Source organism: Pseudomonas japonica, assembly GCF_900188455.1.
Taxonomy (GTDB): domain Bacteria; phylum Pseudomonadota; class Gammaproteobacteria; order Pseudomonadales; family Pseudomonadaceae; genus Aquipseudomonas; species Aquipseudomonas japonica.
On the sequence record NZ_FZOL01000017.1, the window covers coordinates 85,802 to 103,746 of the forward strand.

Consider the following 17,945-nt stretch of genomic DNA (forward strand, 5'->3'; position numbering starts at 1 on the left):
GGAAATGGCTTACATCAGACGTGTCCCAGCGAGGCAGGGAAATTTCCCAACGGGCTTATTGACAGGCTGGGGTCGGCGGGTGGCTGGGTTGTGGGAGGGGTCTGAATTGTTTGTCTTGAGGTTGGGGGAAATCGAGCGCCGCCTGCGCGGCGCATCGCGGGCAAGCCACCCTACAGGTCATAGGTATCTACACATCTTTGAGGCCTGCCGGGAACCGCATCAAGGCCGCCAGGCGCCTGTCTTGAGTGTTGTAGCGCCCTCCAGATCGAGCGCCGCCCGCGCGGCGCATCGCGAGCACGCTCGCTCCTACATTTTTTGCAACGTGCCTATGCCTGACAGGCCATGGTTGACCGCCTTGTTTGCACGACGCGGTATCGCGTCGACCCCAACAGCTTCCCCGCGATAAATCGCCAAGCGCCAAAGGCTGGCAACGCCTATCCCACAGGCCATGGCACGTTGCAAAAAATGTAGGAGCGAGCGTGCTCGCGATGCGCCGCGCGGACGGCGCTCGATCTCAAGACCGCTGGAAAGCGGCCGACATGCGCCCCTCACCGCCGCGGCAGAAAAATACCGAACCGCGCCCCACCCAGCGCCGACTGGCCGACATCGAGCCGCCCGCCCTGGCTCTCGATCACCCGCCGGCTGATCGCCAGCCCGAGGCCGAAGCCGCCGGTGGCGCGGTCGCGGCTGCGGTCCAGGCGATAGAACGGCTGGAAGATCTGCTCCCGCTCATGCTCGGGAATGCCGATGCCGTCGTCCTCGACACTGATCAGGCAGTTGCCCTGGCTGTCCTGGCTCAGTTCCAGCAGCAGCCGCCGGTCGCAGTAGCGCATGGCATTGCGGATCAGGTTCTGCACGGCGCGCGCGGTCAGCCGCGGGTCCAGCGCAAAACGCTGCAGTTCGGCGCCGCCACGCACCTCCCAGCACACCCCGCGGCCGTCCAGCTCCTCGGCGAAGCTGCCAAGGATGCTGTCGATGAATTCCAGCAGCGACACCTCGACCCGCTCGACCACCTGCCCAGGCGTCTGCAGGCGGCTGTACGACAGCAGTTCCAGCACCAGTTCATCCAGCTCGCGGACGTGCCCGACCAGTTGCATCAGGCGCTTGCGACTGGCCGCCGGCAGCTCGTCATAGAGCAGCACCAGGCCGAAGTCCAGGCGGGTCAAGGGCGTGCGCAGCTCATGGGACACGGCGTTGAGCAACTCGCGCTGCTGGGTCAGCAGTTGTTCCAGGTCCTGGGCCATGGTGTCGAACACCGCCGCCAGCGCGCCGATGTTGGACCGCGGGGAAATCAGCGTGCGCTCCGACAGATGCCCCTGGCCGAGCAATTGCGCGGTGGCCTTGAGCCGCTGCAGGTCGCGCCAGTGCGGCCATAGCCAGAGCAGCAGGCAGCCAAGCACCGCCGCGCCGATCAGCACGGTGATGCCCCAGGACAGCAGGTTGATGTCGAACGGGTCCGGCGGGGTGCTCAAGGCCACCAGCCACTGCTCGCTGAGCGGCGCGATGGCGGTTTCGTAGTAACCCCAGTCACCCAGGCGGACGACGTTCTGCCCGGCATCCAGGTGCTGGCGCTCGGTGTCGCTCAATGATGGGTCGGCACGCGGCAGCAGTTCGATGGCCAGTGGCGCGAAATCGTCGGCGAGCGCCTTCGCCACCCGCGGCCATTCACTCTCCGGCGTGCGGCGGAACTCCTTGACGATCAGGCTCTGCACGCCCCGGGCCTGCTCCAGGTTGTAGACGACATAGCGTTCGTTGAAGACGTTGAGGATCAGCTCCGGCACCAGGAACAGCGCCCCGCCGTAGGCGATGATGGTCAGCAGGTACAGGCGAACGAGGATCTTCAGCATGCTCGGGCCTCAGACCTCCCATTCCATGCGGCTGAACAGATAGCCCTTGCCCCAGACGGTCTTGATCTTGCGCGCTTCGCCGGCGTTGTCGTCGAACTTGCGGCGCAGTTTGGATATCGCCACGTCCACCGAGCGGTCGGTGCCGTTGAACTCGATGCCGCGCAGGTGCTGGAGGATATGGTCACGGCTGAGCACCGTGCCAGCATTGCGCGCCAGGACCACCAGCAGGTTGAACTCGCCGCTGGACAGCTCCACCGGCATGGCGCGCCAGAGCACGGTGCGTTCGGCGAGGTCGATGCACAGCGCGCCGATGGCGATGCGATCGCTCTCCAGGTGCGGTTCGGCGACGCTGCTGCGGCGCAGCAAGGTCCGCACCCGGGCCAGCAGTACCCGCGGCTCGCAGGGTTTGGCCACGTAGTCGTCGGCGCCCATTTCCAGGCCCAGGACCTGATCATGGCTGTCGTCACGGGCGGTGAGCATGAGAATCGGCAGGGTCTGCGATTCGCCGCGCAGGCGCCGGCAGACCTGCAGGCCGTCGAGGCCGGGGAGCATCAGGTCGAGGATCACCAGGTCGGGCCGGTCGCGGCGCACCTGTTCCAGCGCCAGGTCGCCGCGGGCGATGACGCTGACGGTGAAACCATTGCGTTGCAGATAGCTGGCGATCAGCTCGGACAGGGCGCAGTCGTCTTCGACCAGAAGGATGTTGGGCATGGCTGGATGTGCAGGACAGGGAAAGTCGGCAGGATATAGAACCGGCCAAGGTAAGAAGTTATTTCCTTACACTTTTTAACAGACACTCTACACAGCTTCACAGCGACTGGCGCCGCGCCTGCGTACCATGCGTCGGTCATTTATGGAAGAAGCGTATGTTGCCCTCGAGTCCCGCCCGCCTGCTCCCCCTCGCCGCCGCCCTCCTCCTGCTCGCCGCCTGCGGCGATGGCCAGGCCCCGGAAGAGGCGCAAATGCCCGCGCCGAACGTCTCGGTGGAAACCGTGCGGATCCAGCCGCTGGCGATCAGCAGCGAGTTGTCCGGGCGCATCCAGGCGCCGCGCATCGCCGAAGTGCGCGCGCGCGTCGCCGGGGTCGTGCTCAAGCGCGAGTACCGCGAGGGCAGCGATGTGAAACAGGGCGAGGTGCTGTTCCGCATCGACCCGGCGCCGTTCCAGGCCGACTACGACAGTGCCCGCGCGACCCTGGCCAAGGCCGAGGCGGCGCGCTATCAGGCCAGCTTGCAGGACCAGCGCTACGCCGAGCTGATCGCCATCAATGCGGTCAGCCGCCAGGACCGTGACAACGCCCGCGCCGCGGCGATGCAGGCGGATGCCGAGGTTGCCGCGGCCAAGGCGGCGGTGGAACGGGCTCGGCTCAATCTCGGTTACGCCACGGTCACCGCGCCGATCTCCGGACGCATTGGCCGTGCCCTGGTCACCGAGGGCGCGCTGGTAGGCCAGAACGAGACCACGGCGCTGGCGACCATCCAGCAACTGGACCCGATCCATGCCGATGTCACCCAGTCGACCCGCGAGATCAACGCCCTGCGCCGCTCCCTGCGGGCCGGCGAGCTGCAGCAGGTCGGCCAGGACCAGGCCCGGGTCACCCTGATCCAGGACGACGGCACGCCCTACCCGCTGCCGGGCAAGCTGCTGTTCTCCGACATCGCCGTCGACCCGGGCACCGGCCAGATCACCCTGCGCAGCGAATTCCCCAACCCGGACCTCGACCTGCTGCCGGGCAGTTTCATCCGCGTGCGTGTCGAGCAGGCGATCCAGCCCCAGGGCATCAGCGTGCCGCAACAGGCGATCCTGCGTGACAGCGCCGGCCTGCCACGGGTGCTGGTGGTGGATGGCGAGCAGCGCATCGTCGAACGCGCGGTGGTGCTCGGCAGCGCGCAGAACAACCGCTGGATCGTCAGCGAAGGCCTGACCCCGGGTGATCGCGTGGTCACCGAGGGCCTGCAGCACGTCAAGGCCGGCGACCAGGTGCAGGTCACCGGCACCGATGCGGGCACCTCGTCCGTCGTTCAGAACACCACCGGCCAGTGAGGGCCTGATTCATGCCGCAGTTCTTCATCGATCGCCCGGTCTTTGCCTGGGTGGTCGCGTTGTTCATTCTTCTCGCCGGTGCCCTGGCCCTGCCCAAGCTGCCCGTGGCCCAGTACCCCAACGTCGCGCCGCCGCAGGTGGAGATCTACGCGGTGTATCCCGGCGCGTCGGCTCAGACCATGGATGAAAGCGTGGTCAGCCTGATCGAGCAGGAGCTCAACGGCGCCGATCACCTGCTGTACTTCTCCTCGCAGAGCAGCCTGGGCAGCGCCACCATCACCGCCACCTTCGAGCCGGGGACCAACCCGGAACTGGCCCAGGTGGACGTGCAGAACCGCCTGAAGATCGTCGAGTCACGCCTGCCGCGGGCGGTGACCCAGCAGGGTCTGCAGGTGGAAAAAGTGTCCACCGGCTTCCTCCTCCTGGTGACCCTCAGCTCGGAAGACCCGCGTCTGGACGAGACCGCCCTGAGCGACTTTCTCGCGCGCAGCGTGATGAACGAGATCCGCCGCTTGCCCGGGGTCGGCAAGGCGCAACTGTATGGCTCCGAACGTGCCATGCGGGTGTGGATCGATCCGCAGAAGCTGATCGGCTTCAACCTCACCCCCGAGGACGTCAACAACGCCATCGCCGCGCAGAACGCCCAGGTCGCGCCGGGCAGCATCGGCGATCTGCCGGGGCGCTCCGGACAGGAAATCACCGCCAACGTACTGGTCAAGGGCCAGCTGTCGAGCCCCGAGGAATTCGCCGCCATCGTCCTGCGCGCCAACCAGGATGGCTCCAGCGTCACCATCGGCGATGTCGCCCGGGTCGAGATCGGCAGCCAGGAATACCAGTTCGGCACCCGCCTCAACGGCAAGGCCGCCACCGCTTTCAGCGTGCAACTGGCGCCGGGGGCCAACGCGATGCAGACCGCGACCCTGGTCCGGGAGAAGATGGACGAGCTGTCGCGCTACTTCCCGCCGGGCGCGAAGTACGCCATTCCCTACGACACCTCGCCCTTCGTGAAAGTGTCCATCACCCAGGTGATCCACACCCTCGGCGAAGCCATGGTCCTGGTGTTCCTGGTGATGCTGCTGTTCCTGCAGAACATCCGCTACACCCTGATCCCCACCCTGGTGGTCCCGGTGGCGCTGATGGGCACCTTCGCCGCCATGCTCGCCCTGGGGTTCTCGATCAACGTCCTGACCCTGTTCGGCATGGTCCTGGCCATCGGCATCCTGGTCGACGACGCCATCGTCGTGGTGGAGAACGTCGAGCGCATCATGATGGAGGAAGGCCTGGCGCCGAAGGAGGCGACGCGCAAGGCCATGGGCCAGATCAGCGGCGCCATCGTCGGCATCACCGTGGTGCTGGTGGCGGTGTTCCTGCCGATGGCGTTCATGAGCGGCTCGGTCGGCGTGATCTACCAGCAGTTCTCCATGTCCATGGCGGTCTCGATCCTGTTCTCGGCGTTCCTCGCCCTGAGCCTGACCCCGGCCCTGTGCGCCACCCTGCTCAAGCCGGTGGCCAAGGGCGAGCACCACGAGCGACGCGGCCTGTATGGCTGGTTCAACCGGCGTTTCGAGGCGCTGAGCAACGGCTACCAGCGCTGGGTCATCCACGCCATCGCCCGCAGCGGTCGCTACCTGCTGGTCTATGCCCTGCTGTTCGCCGCGCTGGTGTTCAGCTTCAGCCAGTTGCCGTCGTCGTTCCTGCCCACCGAGGACCAGGGCTACACCATCACCGACGTACAACTGCCGCCGGGTGCCAGTCGCGAGCGTACCGAACAGGTGGCGGCGCAGATCGAGGCGCAAAATGCCCAGGAAGCCGGCGTGGGCGACACCACGGTGATCCTCGGCTTCAGCTTCTCCGGCAACGGGCAGAACGCCGCGCTGGTGTTCACCACCCTCAAGGACTGGTCGCAGCGCACGGCCGATGACGCCGCGGCGGCCATCGCCGAACGCGCGACGATCGCCTTCAGCCAGTTCAAGAACGCCATCGCCTATTCGGTGCTGCCGCCACCGGTGGACGGCCTGGGCACCTCGACCGGCTTCGAGTTCCGTCTGCAGGACCGTGGCGGCCTGGGCTACGCCCGGCTGATGGCGGCGCGCGACCAGTTGCTCGCGGCCGCGCAGAAGAGCCCGGTGCTGGTCAACGTGCGCGAGAGCGCCCTGGCGGAAAGCCCGCAGGTGCAACTGGAGATCGACCGCAAGCAGGCCAATGCCCTTGGCGTGTCGTTCGCCGATATCGGCACGGTGCTGAATACCGCGGTGGGTTCCAGCTACGTCAACGACTTCCCCAACCAGGGCCGCATGCAGCGGGTGGTGGTCCAGGCCGAAGGCGACAGCCGCAGCCAGGTCGAGGACCTGCTGAAAATCCACGTGCGCAACAGCAGCGGCAAGATGGTCCCGTTGGCCGCCTTCGCCCGCGCCCAGTGGGTCTCGGGGCCGGTGCAACTGACCCGCTACAACGGCTATCCGGCGATTGCCGTGAGCGGTGAGCCGACCCCGGGGCACAGCTCCGGCGAAGCCATGGCCGAGATCGAGCGTCTGGTCGGCGACCTGCCTCTCGGTTTCGGTCTGGAGTGGACCGGCCTGTCCCTGCAGGAGAAGCTGTCCGGCAGCCAGGCGCCGTTGCTGATGGCCCTGTCCTTGCTGGTGGTGTTCCTCTGCCTGGCAGCGCTGTACGAAAGCTGGTCGATCCCTACCTCGGTGCTGCTGGTGGTGCCGCTGGGGATTCTCGGCGCGGTGCTGGCGGTGACCTTGCGCGGGCTGCCCAACGATGTGTTCTTCAAGGTGGGGCTGATCACCCTGATCGGCCTGTCGGCGAAGAACGCCATCCTGATCATCGAGTTCGCCAAAAGCCTGGTGGATCAGGGGCATGACCTGCTGGACGCGACGGTCCAGGCCGCGCGCCTGCGTCTGCGGCCGATCGTCATGACCTCGCTGGCCTTCATCCTCGGCGTGGTGCCGCTGGCCATCGCCACCGGCGCCAGCTCGGCGAGCCAGCAGGCGATCGGCACCGGGGTGGTCGGCGGGATGCTCAGCGCGACGCTGGCGGTGGTGTTCGTGCCGGTGTTCTTCGTGGTGGTGATGCGGGTGACCGGGTATCAGCGCAAGAAGGCTGCCGAGGCGCTTGCGGATCCGCTGTAACAAGGGAGGCAGGGACCGCTTTGCGGTCCTTTCGCGGGCAAGCCACGCTTCTACGGGGTGAGTGCGGGTCACTCGACAGCGGGGTGCCATCATGGGAAGGTGACCGCCCACAGACGGAATCCCCATTCAATGAGCACCACGCCCCTGCCCTCCTGCTCCATCCTGATCCTGGCCGGTGGTCGCGGCCAGCGCATGGGCGGGCGGGACAAGGGTTTGCTGCAATGGCACGGCGAGCCGCTGATCGCGCATCTGCACAAGACCGTGCGGCCCCTCAGCGATGACCTGATCATCTCCTGCAACCGCAATATCGAGGCCTACCGGCCTTACGCCGATACGCTGGTGCAGGATGCGCAAGCGGATTTCCCGGGGCCGATGGCCGGTGTCCTCGCCGCGCTGCAGGTCGCCCGCCATGACTGGCTGCTGGTCCTCGCCTGCGACGCGCCACGGGTCGACCGGAGCCTGCTGGAATCCCTCCTGGCCCTGGCCAGCGAGGCACGCACGCCGGTCATGGTGCGCCAGGCCGGGCACTGGCAACCGATGTTCAGCCTGCTGCCGCGCACACTCGCAGGCACGCTTTCAGCCGCCTGGGAACGTGGCGATCGCAGTCTGTCATGGGTGTTGCGTGGCGGGCCCTTGCTGGCCCTGGATTGCGCCGAAGACGATCCGCGGCTGACCAACTTCAATACGCCGCAGGCCCTCGACGACGACGCCTCAGCGCAGTCGTGAACGGATCTGCCGGCAGGTATCGAGCATCTGCTGGCGGTTCTGCGGTTCGAGACCGAGCTTGCCGTTCATGCAATCGAGCAGTTGCGCCGCTTCCAGCTTCAGCGCCTTGCCCTTGTCGGTCAGCAGCACCTTGCGCCGACGCCGGTCGCCAGGGTCGAGATAGACGGTGATGAACCCGGCATCGGTGAGACGGCGAATGATCGGCGTCAGGGTGCCGAGGTCGAACAGGGTCACCGCGCTGAGCGAGCTGATGGACATGTCGTCCTCTCCCCACAGGCCGATCAGCACCAGCAATTGCGGGTAGGTCACGCCATGCCGGCGCAGCGGTTCGCCGTAGTCGCGGACCATGGCATTGGCGGTGGAATACAGGGTGAAGCACAGCATTCTGTCGAAATCGAAGGTTGGTTCTTCCATAGGCGTCTCTCGGGTGGCGATCATCCGGCCACCCCTCTTTGCTCGTTGCATGCCCAACGCCGCGGCAGGACGAAATCCACGCGTCCGCTGCCGGTGCCGGGCAGTGTTGTCTTGACAGTGATTGCCGCGGGTACCGGCCGGATGGACAGACCATCCCGGCAGTGTCCCAGGCTCAGGGGTTGTTCGACGGGCAGGCCGTGGAGAGTGCGGATCCGGGCGTTGGGAAACAGGTTGTTCATCCTTGATATCTGTCGGTGCCGCAGCCCCGCCCCGCTGTTTGTGACCAGGTGCGCCAGGGTGGCCCCGGCAGCCACGGCCCTGAGCATCCGATACAGGCCGTAGTCCGCGGACAATGGCAGGGAGCACAGGATGTTGTCAGTGACTTCACAAGCCAGATTACTGCGCAAGGAGTCCAGTGCCGTAGCGGCGTTGCGGCGGCGGACCATCACCCCGCGCGATACGTCCAGGCCTTTCATGGCGCACGCCGGACCCGGGAGATGCAAGGCACGCAAACGTTGTCGACGGGCGAGGTTCCTGTCATCGAATGCCCTGACGCTGTCCATAGCAAAGACGCCTTAATTGGTTTGCGAAAAAAGTAAAGACTCAGAGCTTCCAAAACATCCAGAAGTGTGAACTGGGTCCGATTTTCAGCAAGATTGCCCCATTCGAAGGAATATAGCTAGTTGCTATGATGGCGAATAAATGGCGTCAATGAAACGCGCAAGCCCGCGCGTGGCGGGCTGTTCAGCGGGCAGGCAGGAAAAACTTTCCCGGCCATCCGAATGGATGGCCGGTCGAAGTCACTCAGCCAAGGCGGTGCCAGACCCGGCGTTCGCGGGCGAGCAATTCGTCCGCGGCCACCGGGCCGTCCTCGCCGGCCGCGTAGGCATGGACTTCACCGCCCTCCTTCCAGGCATCGAGAAACGGCTGCACCGCGCGCCAGCCGTTTTCGATGTTGTCCGCGCGCTGGAACAGCGTCTGGTCGCCGATCAGGCAGTCGTAGATCAGGGTTTCGTAGCCGGTGGCCGGGCGCATGTTGAAGAAGTCCTTGTAGGCGAAACCCAGTTCGACGTTCTCCATCGCCAGGGCCGGCCCCGGACGCTTGGCCTGCAGGTCGAACCACATGCCCTCGTTGGGCTGGATCTGGATCTTCAGGTAGTTGGGCTTGGGCCGTTCGGCGTCGCTGTCGCGAAACTGCGCGTAGGGCGCCGGCTTGAAGCAGATGGCGATCTCGGTATCGCGCACGCTCATGCGCTTGCCGGTACGCAGGTAGAACGGCACGCCGACCCAACGCCAGTTGTCGATCATCACCTTCAGCGCGACGTAGGTTTCCGTCTGGCTATCCGCGGCCACCCGGGGTTCGTCGCGATAGCCCTTGAGTTTCTTCCTGCCCTGCCTGCCTTCGGTGTACTGCCCGCGCACCGAATTCTTCAGGGCCATGGCCTTCGACCAGGGGCGGATCGCGCCGATCACCTTGGCCTTCTCGCTGCGCACCGCGTCGGCGCCGAACGCCGCCGGCGGCTCCATGGCGACCATCGCCAGCAACTGGAACAGGTGATTGGGCACCATGTCGCGCAGCGCGCCGGTGTGGTCGTAGAAGGCCGCGCGCTCCTCGACACCGACGGTTTCCGCCGCGGTGATCTGCACATGGTCGATGTAGTGGTTGTTCCAGAACGCCTCGAACAGCCCGTTGGAAAAGCGGCTGACGAGGATGTTCTGCACCGTCTCCTTGCCCAGGTAATGATCGATCCGGTAGATCTGCTTCTCGCTCATCACCCGCAGCAGGCAGGCATTGAGCAGCTCGGCGCTGGCCAGGTCGGAGCCGAACGGCTTTTCGATCACCACCCGACGAAAGCCCTCTGTTTCATTGAGCAGTCCGCCATCGCCCAGGCGCTGCACCACGTCGGCGAAAAAGCGCGGCGCGGTGGCCAGGTAGAAGATCGCATTGCCGTTGCGCGACCTGCCGATGTGCTTGGCGATGGCCTGATAGGTGTCGGGGTCGAGGAAATCGCCGGTGAGGTAATCGATGCGTTTCGCCAGGCGTGCCCAGCGTTTCGGATCGAGGCTCTGGGCGCTGTCCGCCGCGGCCTTGTCGCGTTCGCGCATGAAGGCGGCGAGGCGTTCGGCGAATTCGGCGCCGGTGGCGGCATTGTGGTCGACGCCGACGATGCGCAGGTTGCGGTCCAGCAGGCCGTCGCGACTGAGGTTGTACAGGGCTGGCATCAACAGGCGCTTGACCAGATCGCCATTGGCGCCGAACAGGAACAGGGTGCAGGGTGGCGCGGTTTCGACGTTGTAGGGATTCATTCGCGACGCTCGACATGGCCGCCGAAACCGAAGCGCATCGCCGACAGCAGCTTGTCGCCGTAGGTGCCCGCCTGCTGTTGCGAACGGAAGCGGGCGAACAGCGCGCTGCTCAGCACCGGCGCCGGCACGCCCTGCTCCACCGCGGCATCGATGGTCCAGCGGCCCTCGCCACTGTCGGCCACCGCGCCGCTGTAGTGACTCAGTTGCGGATCGGCCGCGAGGGCGTCGGCGGTGAGGTCGAGCAGCCAGGAGGTGACCACGCTGCCGCGGCGCCAGACCTCGGCGATCTGTGCCACATCCAGGTCATAGCGCTGGTCTTGCGGCAACGCCTCGCCGGCCTTGCCGCGAAGGATGTCGAAGCCCTCGGCGTAGGCCTGCATCAGACCGTATTCGATGCCGTTGTGGACCATCTTGACGAAGTGCCCGGCGCCGGCCGGACCGGCATGGATATAGCCGTGTTCGGCGCGCCCCGGCTCGCCTTCGCGGCCGCGGGTGCGGGGGATGTCACCGAGCCCCGGGGCAAGGCTGGCGAACAGCGGATCGAGGCGTTCGATCACCGCCTGTTCGCCACCGATCATCATGCAGTAGCCGCGCTCCAGGCCCCAGACACCGCCGGAAGTACCGACATCGACGTAGTGCAGCTTGCGCGTGGCCAGTTCGCCGGCACGGCGGATATCGTCCTTGTAGAAGGTGTTGCCGCCGTCGATGATCGTGTCGCCGGCCTCCAGCAGATCGGCCAGTTGCGCGATGGTCTGCTCGGTCGGCTCGCCGGCCGGGAGCATCACCCATACCGCGCGCGGCTTGCGCAGTTGCCGCACCAGCTCCGGGAGGTCCGCCGCGCCTTGCGCGCCCTCCACCACCAGCCCGTCGATGGCCACCTGATTACGGTCGCTCACCACCATCTGGTGACCGTTGCGCATCAGGCGCCGCGCTATGTTGCCGCCCATGCGGCCCAGCCCCACGATTCCCAGTTGCATGCCGATGCTCCGTTCGAAGGATGAAATGTCGCGTCAGGTCCACAGGTTAGTCCAGTGGTGATGACAATGGTTTCACGACGAACGGCGAGACAGCGGCGAATAAAAAAGTTCCACCAGACGGAAAAAGAATTCAGAATCGCGCCCCGTCAAGCGTCTACGCTGCAGTTGTATGACAAGTCATTAGTGAGGTGCACGATGCAAACCCTGATCTCGGCAAGCCCGCCCCAGACGCTCTACGTCTCGATTCGCCGTGACGAACTGCAACGCCTGAAGCAGGAACGCGACGAGCTCCAGGAGCAGGTCGCGCGTCTCAATCTGCTGCTGCAACAGGCTCAGCCCCAGCGTCATCCCGCCACGCGCTGAATCCCCTCGCGCTGCTGGCTCAGGCCAGCAGCAAGCGACACCAGTACACCACCCCCACCGCCGCCAGCAGCAACAGCAGCCACGCCGACAGGCGCGCGATGCCTGCCTTGTAGCGTTGCGCCAGAGCGTGGCGCATCAGGCCGATGTACAGCGCCAGGATCCCCAGGTCGACCAGCAGCCAGAGCAGCGCCAGCAGGCCGATGCTGGTGCCGAACGACGCCGTCACCGGAATGAACTGCGGAAACAGGGCGACGAAGAACAGGATGTCCTTGGGATTGGCGATGCCGATCAGAAAGCCCTGCCACCAGCCGTTGGCCCTGGCGGTCGCGACCTGTTCCGCTGTGCCGGTGTCGCGCAGCCCGCTGAAGCCCAGCCAGCCGATGAACAGGCAGCCCAGCAGCGCGCCCCATTGCAGGACCTGCGGGCTCAGCGCCAGGGTGCCGGCGAGTATCGCCGCGGCCGCGGCCACCAGGATCAGCGAAGCGGCATTGGCCCCCAGCGCGGTGCGGATGGCGCTGCCGGTGCCCGAGCGGCTGGCGGCATCGAGCACCAGCAGGACCACCGGCCCGGGGGTGGCGATCAACAGGATGACAGTGCCCAGGTAGGCGATCAGCAGCGGTGTATTCATGTTCGGTTCTCGACACGTTGATTGCGCGCATTGTGTGGCGCACCGGGTGCCTTGAAAAACGCAAAATGCGCTGGCCTACTATGACTCCGACTCATGATGAGCCCGCTTCCACCATGGCCGACCGTCTGCCCCCGCTCTACGCCCTGCGTGCCTTCGAGGTCGCCGCCCGCTCCTGCTCCTTCACTCGCGCCGGCGCTGAACTGGCGCTGACCCAGAGCGCCATCAGCCGGCATATCCGCAGCCTGGAAGAGCAGCTCGGCTGCCGCCTGTTCGAACGCAATGGCCCGCGCCTGCGCCTGACCGATGCCGGGCAGCGCCTGGCCAGGCAGCTCAGCGCCGGCTTCAGCCTGATCGAGCAGGCTTGCCAGCCGTTTCGCGGCGCCGCGCGGCAACTGCGCCTGAAGGCACCCTCGACCCTGACCATGCACTGGCTGCTGGGCTGCCTGGAGCGTTTTCGCGAGCACCAGGACAGGACCCTGGTGCAGCTGTCCAGCGTGTGGATGGACCAGGACAATGTGGATTTCGCCAGCGAGCCCTATGACTGCGCGGTGTTGCTGGGCAATGGTCAGTTCGGCGAACGGGTGAAGTGCCGCAAGCTGTTCGAGGAATGGCTGATTCCGATCTGCGCACCGTCGCTGCTGGGCGAAGGACCGTGGGATGCGGCCTGGCTGGCGCGCATGGCGCTGGTGCATCCGTCCGCCGACCGTCGCGACTGGACGCGCTGGCTGCACGGCAGCGGGCTCGCCGGGCCTGTCGAGCTGAACCGCGGCGCCTGTTTCGACACACTGGACCAGGGCATGGCCGCGGCGATGGCCGGGCATGGGGTGTCGGTGGGCGACCTGGCCCTGGTCGGCACGCATCTGCGCGATGGGCGGCTGGCCCTGCCGTTTCGCCAGGCGGTGGCCACCGGGGATGGCTATTACCTGGTGTGGCCGCAGGGCAGTGCCTGGGAGGACGCGATTCTGGGGTTGGGGGAGTTTCTGCTGGGGCAGAAGCCGGAGCCGGTGCTTTAGGTTTTCGCTGGTTTCGCGGGTTGGACAGGGAACCGCGTCAAGGCTGACTGGTGCTCGCCTCAACATATTCAGAGCCCTCGAGATCGAGCGCCGCCCGCGCGGCGCATCGCTGTGCATGACGATGCTCTTCTAGTGCCCTTGAGATCGAGCGCCGTCCACACGGCGCTTCGCGAGCAAGCTCGCTCCCACAGTTTGTTGCAACGCGCCATGGCCTGTGGGATTTGGGTTGTCAGCCTTTGTTTTTTCGGCGAGGCTGTTGGGTTCGACTCGGTATCGAGTCGAACACACAAAGCGGTCAATGGCGGTCTATCAGACATAGGTTCGTTGCAACAAACTGTGGGAGCGAGCTTGCTCGCGAAGCGCCGTGCGGACGGCGCTCGGTCTCAAGGGCGCTAGAGAAACATCGTCATGCACAGCGATGCGCCGCGCGGGCGGCGCTCGATCTCCAGAGCGCTGCAAGACTCAAGACCGGCACCTGGCGGCCTCAATACGGTTTCCCGCCAAACCATCAAATAGCTGCCGCGATGCCCCCCCAACACACCACACCTTTTTCAGCCATGGACACCCGCTGTAACATCCCCCCATGCAAACCGAACTCTTCACCTCCAGCGATCCCCACTGGCTCGGCAAACAGGTCGTGGTCCTGCCCGGCTTCGTCCTGGACCGGTTCGAGCGCCTGCTGCCGGCGCTGCGCCAGATCGTCCTGGCCGCGCCCTTCCGCAACATGACCACCCCCGGCGGGCGGACCATTGCCGTGCGGGTGACCAACTGCGGCGAGCTGGGCTGGATCAGCGACCTGCACGGCTACCGCTACAGCCCCGTCGACCCGCTCAGCGGCAAGCCCTGGCCGGCGCTGCCCGAGGTGTTCCTGGAACTGGCCCGCAGCGCCGCGCACAGCGCCGGCTTCGAAGACTTCACCGCGGACGCCTGCCTGATCAACAGCTACCTGCCCGGCAACCGCCTGACCCTGCACCAGGACCGCAACGAGCGCGACTTCAGCCAGCCGATCGTCTCGGTCTCCCTCGGCCTGCCGGCCACCTTCCTGCTCGGCGGGCACACGCGGGCCGAGCGCACGCAACGGGTGGCACTGCAGCACGGCGATGTGATGGTCTGGGGCGGCGAGGATCGCCTGCGCTTCCACGGTATCCTCCCGCTCCAGGACGGCCGCCATCCCGTGCTGGGCGCGCGGCGCATCAACTTCACCCTGCGCAAGGCCGGCTGATGCTCAGATCCGCGCCCGGCGCCCGGCCCATGGCGTGTCCTGTTCCAGCTGGCTGGCCAGGCTGATCAGAGTGCCCTCGCCGCCCAGCCGCGCGGTGAACATCATGCCCACCGGCAGACCGTTTTCGCTCACCCCCAGCGGCAGGGAAATCGCCGGCTGGCCGCTGACATTGGCCAGCACGGTGAAGCTGGCGCTGCCCATGGCGTGGCGGGCATAGGTCTCCCAGTCCTGGTCGAGGCTGAGCAGGCCCAGTTGCGGGGTCAGGTTGGCGGTCACCGGAGAGAGGATCAGGTCGAAGCGTTCGAAATGTTTCTCCATAGTCGCGCCAATGCTTTCGAAGGACTGCCTGGCGCGGTACAGGTCTTCGCCCTTGGCGCCCTGGGCGCGCTCCAGCACCACGCGGGTGATGCGTTCAAGGTCATCGGCGCCGGCAGCGTGACCGAGTGCCTGTTCGCGGTCGTGGACCAGGCTGAGCAAGGCGGTGCCGATGACCATGCCGTGGGCGCCGAACAGTTGCCGTGGATCGACGCCCAGGGTCAGTTCCTCCAGTTCGTGCCCCAGACCTGACAGTTGCTTGATGGTCTTTTCCAGGGTCGCGGCAATCGCCGGTTCCAGCGGTGCCCCGGTCAGGGACTGGCGGACCACGGCGATGCGCAGCTTGCCCGGATCGCGCTTGAGTTCCTCGACGTAGGCACGCTCCGGCGCCGCGCTCCAGTAGGCGCTGCCCGGTTCGTGACCGTGCCCGGCATCGAGGAACAGTGCCGTATCGCGCAGGCTGCGCGACACCACGTTGCCCACGCTGGCACCGAACCAGCCCTCGAAATGCGCCGGGCCGCTGGGGGTGCGATAGCGGCTGGGCTTGAGCCCGACCAGGCCGCAATAGGACGCCGGGATGCGGATCGAGCCACCGCCATCGGTGGCATGCGCCACCGGCACGATCCCGGCGGCCACCGCGGCGGCCGCGCCACCGGAAGAACCGCCGGCGCTGTGACCGACATTCCACGGGTTGCGGGTCTGGCCCCAGGCCAGGGATTCGGTGGTGGTGGTCAGGCCGAATTCCGGGCAGGTGGTCTTGCCGAACGGCACCGCGCCGGCACGCTCGTAGCGGGCGATCAGGGTGCTGGTGTGGCTGGCGGGCGGCGCGTTCCTGAACAGGCGGCTGCCGTTGCTGGTGGACGTGCCCTGCAGGTAGGTATTGAGGTCCTTGAGCAGCAGCGGCACCCCGGCCAGGGCGCCCTGGGCCTGCTGGCCGGCGGCACGGCGCTGGGCCAGCAGGTTGCGCGCGTAGTCCTCGTGGAGCATGTTCACCGCGCGCACCCGCGGATCGACCAGGGCATTGTGCGCCAGGGCTGCGTTCAGCAGGGCCTCGGGCGTGAGTTCGCCACGGCGCACGGCCTCGGCCATGGCCCAGGCATCGAGGGACTGGTAGTCGGCGGCGGACAGTTCGCCCGCCTGGGCGAAACGGCCGAACAGGCTGACGCCGGCGGCGATGGCGCTGGCCTTGAGCACGGTGCGACGAGGGATTCTGGTGGTCATCTGAGGTTGAGCCTTCTCGTTATTGATAATTGGAAGCGACGCGAATCCTGGCAGGCGCGGATTCATCCGCCCACATTGAACCGCGCCGACAAGCGATCCAGCGCCTGCGCCAGTTGCTCCAGGTCCGCCGCCGCCAGCGCACTGCGCCCGGCGCTGGCCGACAGCGCACCGGTGCCCGCCGAGACGTTCTCGACCCGCAGCACCATCTCGCGGGTCACCCGCACCTGCTCGTCGATCACCGTGGCGATGGTATCGACACTGCGGATCACGTCATCGGTGCCGCTGCGGATCTGCGCCACGGAATCGCCGGCCTCGTGGGCCAGGTTGACCCCGTCACGCACCCGCAGCACCACCCGGCCCATGCCGTCGACGACGGCGCGGGTACCTTCCTGGATGCGCTGCACGGTCAGGTCGATCTCGCCGATGGAACGCCCGGTGCGCTGGGCCAGCAGGCGCACCTCGTCGGCCACCACGGCGAAACCGCGGCCCTGCTCCCCTGCCCTGGCCGCCTCGATGGCGGCATTCAGGGCCAGCAGATTGGTCTGCTCGGCGATATTGCGAATCACGTTGAGCACGTCGCTGATCTCGTCGGAAAAACCTTCCAGCTGGTGAATATGCACGGCGGTGTCGCTGATCACATCGCTGATACGGTTCATCTCCTGGGCCATGTCGCGGATGAAACCCTCGCTCTTGCCCGAGCGTCCCGCCGAATGCTGGGTGATGTCGCGGGATACGCCGACATGGGTTTCCACCTCGCCGATCGAGCCGGACAGGTGTTCGACCGCGCTGGAGATTCCGCGCACCGCTTCCGCCTGTTGCTGGGTGGCCTGCGCGGCCAGTTCCGCCGACTCCGCCAGGTGCGCGGCTTCGCGACTGACCCGTTGCACCAGTTCGCGCATCTGCCAGATCAGCCCGTGCAGGCTGTCGCGCATGGCAACGATATCGCCGAGCATGCGCCCGAATTCGTCGTTGCCCTGCACCACGATCTGCCGCGACAGGTCGCCGGCGGCGATGGCCTGCATGCTGCTGGCCGCCTGGCTGAATGCGCGGCGCAAACGCGTGAGGGTGGTGAGCGCGGTGGCACTGCCGGCCACCACGCCAAGCACGCCCAGCAGCAGGTAGGCCAGCACCGTGTTGCGATAGCGCTGCTGCGCCGCTTCATAGGCCAGTTCCGCCGCGCTCTGCTGCAGGGCCTGCAACTTGCCCAGCTCGGCCCCGGCGGCGCTGCCGGCGGGCTCGGCCACGCGCAGGAAGGAAATGATCCCCGGCAGGCGAAAATCCCCGGCGCGCAGCGACTCCATGAGAATGCCCAGTTCTTCGCTCCAGGTGCCGTAGTGCTCGTCGAATGCCGTGGCCACGGCCAGCTCCTCGGCACTCAACTGACGCTGCCGGTAAGCGCCCCAGAGCCGCGACAGCTCGCGGTTGTTGGCGTCGATGCTGCCCAGGGTGAGCTCCACCGAGCGGTCGAAGGCCGCCATCAGCGGGCCTTCCGGGTCATGCAGCACGGCGAGCAGGGCCAGGCGCCGGCTTTCGTCGAGGCGGTGCTGGATCTCGCCGAAGCTCAGCAGGGTCGCCAGGTTGTCTTCGTTGATGGTGCGCAGGCTGTCGCGGGCCTGTTGCAGGCCGTAGACGCCAAAGCCCACCGCGGCAACGAACAGCGCGGTGGCCAGCAGCGCCCACAGCCACAGGCGCTGGGCAATGGTGATGGACTTGAACACAGTGATTCCTCGCCGGGC

At 66.6% G+C, this 17,945-nt stretch carries 15 protein-coding genes; 6 read left to right on the forward strand and 9 right to left on the reverse strand.

What is annotated here, in order from left to right; translation table 11 throughout:
• Positions 1 to 548: 548 nt before the first annotated feature.
• Positions 549 to 1,847, reverse strand: coding sequence for an ATP-binding protein (locus tag CHB99_RS19845; protein ID WP_042130336.1), 1,299 nt, complete (start codon positions 1,845 to 1,847; stop codon positions 549 to 551).
• A 9-nt stretch (positions 1,848 to 1,856) separates the two neighbouring features.
• A complete protein-coding gene (locus CHB99_RS19850; protein ID WP_042130334.1) occupies positions 1,857 to 2,558 on the reverse strand; it encodes a response regulator in 702 nt (233 codons plus the stop codon).
• Positions 2,559 to 2,713: 155 nt separating this feature from the next.
• Here CHB99_RS19850 and CHB99_RS19855 point away from each other — a divergent pair, with 155 nt between their 5' ends.
• From CHB99_RS19855 to mobA, 3 genes are all read left to right on the forward strand, one after another.
• The gene (locus CHB99_RS19855) at positions 2,714 to 3,889 is read left to right on the forward strand and encodes an efflux RND transporter periplasmic adaptor subunit (protein ID WP_487379635.1); all 1,176 of its coding nucleotides are present in this window, start codon (positions 2,714 to 2,716) and stop codon (positions 3,887 to 3,889) included.
• 11 nt (positions 3,890 to 3,900) lie between these two features.
• A complete protein-coding gene (locus CHB99_RS19860; RefSeq protein WP_042130331.1) occupies positions 3,901 to 7,023 on the forward strand; it encodes an efflux RND transporter permease subunit in 3,123 nt (1,040 codons plus the stop codon).
• Positions 7,024 to 7,152: 129 nt separating this feature from the next.
• Positions 7,153 to 7,749 (forward strand): molybdenum cofactor guanylyltransferase MobA, encoded by a 597-nt coding sequence (gene mobA / locus CHB99_RS19865; protein ID WP_042130329.1) that lies wholly within the window; start codon positions 7,153 to 7,155, stop codon positions 7,747 to 7,749.
• On the opposite strand, the gene CHB99_RS19870 is transcribed toward mobA, so the two are convergent.
• The 4 genes from CHB99_RS19870 to gnd form a co-directional block, all read right to left on the reverse strand.
• Positions 7,735 to 8,163 carry a MarR family winged helix-turn-helix transcriptional regulator gene (locus CHB99_RS19870; RefSeq protein ID WP_042130327.1) on the reverse strand — a complete coding sequence of 143 codons (429 nt, stop codon included), beginning with the start codon at positions 8,161 to 8,163 and terminating at the stop codon, positions 7,735 to 7,737. The two genes, mobA and CHB99_RS19870, sit on opposite strands and share 15 nt — an antisense overlap.
• A gap of 20 nt (positions 8,164 to 8,183) precedes the next feature.
• Positions 8,184 to 8,639 (reverse strand): hypothetical protein, encoded by a 456-nt coding sequence (locus tag CHB99_RS19875; protein WP_141137314.1) that lies wholly within the window; start codon positions 8,637 to 8,639, stop codon positions 8,184 to 8,186.
• 328 nt (positions 8,640 to 8,967) lie between these two features.
• Positions 8,968 to 10,470: a glucose-6-phosphate dehydrogenase gene (gene zwf, locus CHB99_RS19880; RefSeq protein WP_042130322.1), complete on the reverse strand. Its 1,503-nt coding sequence runs from the start codon at positions 10,468 to 10,470 to the stop codon at positions 8,968 to 8,970.
• Complete coding sequence (gnd, locus tag CHB99_RS19885) at positions 10,467 to 11,447, reverse strand: phosphogluconate dehydrogenase (NAD(+)-dependent, decarboxylating) (RefSeq protein ID WP_042130320.1); 981 nt, start codon at positions 11,445 to 11,447, stop codon at positions 10,467 to 10,469. The genes zwf and gnd overlap by 4 nt, the downstream gene beginning before the upstream one ends.
• 195 nt (positions 11,448 to 11,642) lie before the next feature.
• Between gnd and CHB99_RS29850 the strand changes: the two genes are divergently transcribed.
• Positions 11,643 to 11,810, forward strand: a complete 168-nt coding sequence (locus tag CHB99_RS29850) for a DUF6026 family protein (RefSeq protein WP_167335892.1) — start codon at positions 11,643 to 11,645, stop codon at positions 11,808 to 11,810.
• Positions 11,811 to 11,829: 19 nt separating this feature from the next.
• Here the strand turns inward: CHB99_RS29850 and CHB99_RS19890 are convergent, their stop codons facing one another.
• On the reverse strand, positions 11,830 to 12,438 hold the full coding sequence (locus CHB99_RS19890) for a LysE family translocator (RefSeq protein ID WP_042130318.1): 609 nt from the start codon (positions 12,436 to 12,438) through the stop codon (positions 11,830 to 11,832).
• Between the two features lie 113 nt (positions 12,439 to 12,551).
• On the opposite strand from CHB99_RS19890, the gene CHB99_RS19895 reads away from it, so the two are divergent.
• Complete coding sequence (locus CHB99_RS19895; protein ID WP_042130316.1) at positions 12,552 to 13,451, forward strand: LysR substrate-binding domain-containing protein; 900 nt, start codon at positions 12,552 to 12,554, stop codon at positions 13,449 to 13,451.
• Between the two features lie 583 nt (positions 13,452 to 14,034).
• Positions 14,035 to 14,673 carry a DNA oxidative demethylase AlkB gene (gene alkB / locus CHB99_RS19900; protein ID WP_042126905.1) on the forward strand — a complete coding sequence of 213 codons (639 nt, stop codon included), beginning with the start codon at positions 14,035 to 14,037 and terminating at the stop codon, positions 14,671 to 14,673.
• A 3-nt stretch (positions 14,674 to 14,676) separates the two neighbouring features.
• Here alkB and CHB99_RS19905 read toward each other — a convergent pair whose 3' ends face one another.
• Positions 14,677 to 16,209 carry an amidase gene (locus CHB99_RS19905; protein ID WP_042126903.1) on the reverse strand — a complete coding sequence of 511 codons (1,533 nt, stop codon included), beginning with the start codon at positions 16,207 to 16,209 and terminating at the stop codon, positions 14,677 to 14,679.
• A 62-nt stretch (positions 16,210 to 16,271) separates the two neighbouring features.
• The gene (locus CHB99_RS19910; protein ID WP_042126902.1) at positions 16,272 to 17,927 is read right to left on the reverse strand and encodes a methyl-accepting chemotaxis protein; all 1,656 of its coding nucleotides are present in this window, start codon (positions 17,925 to 17,927) and stop codon (positions 16,272 to 16,274) included.
• Positions 17,928 to 17,945 lie beyond the last annotated feature (18 nt).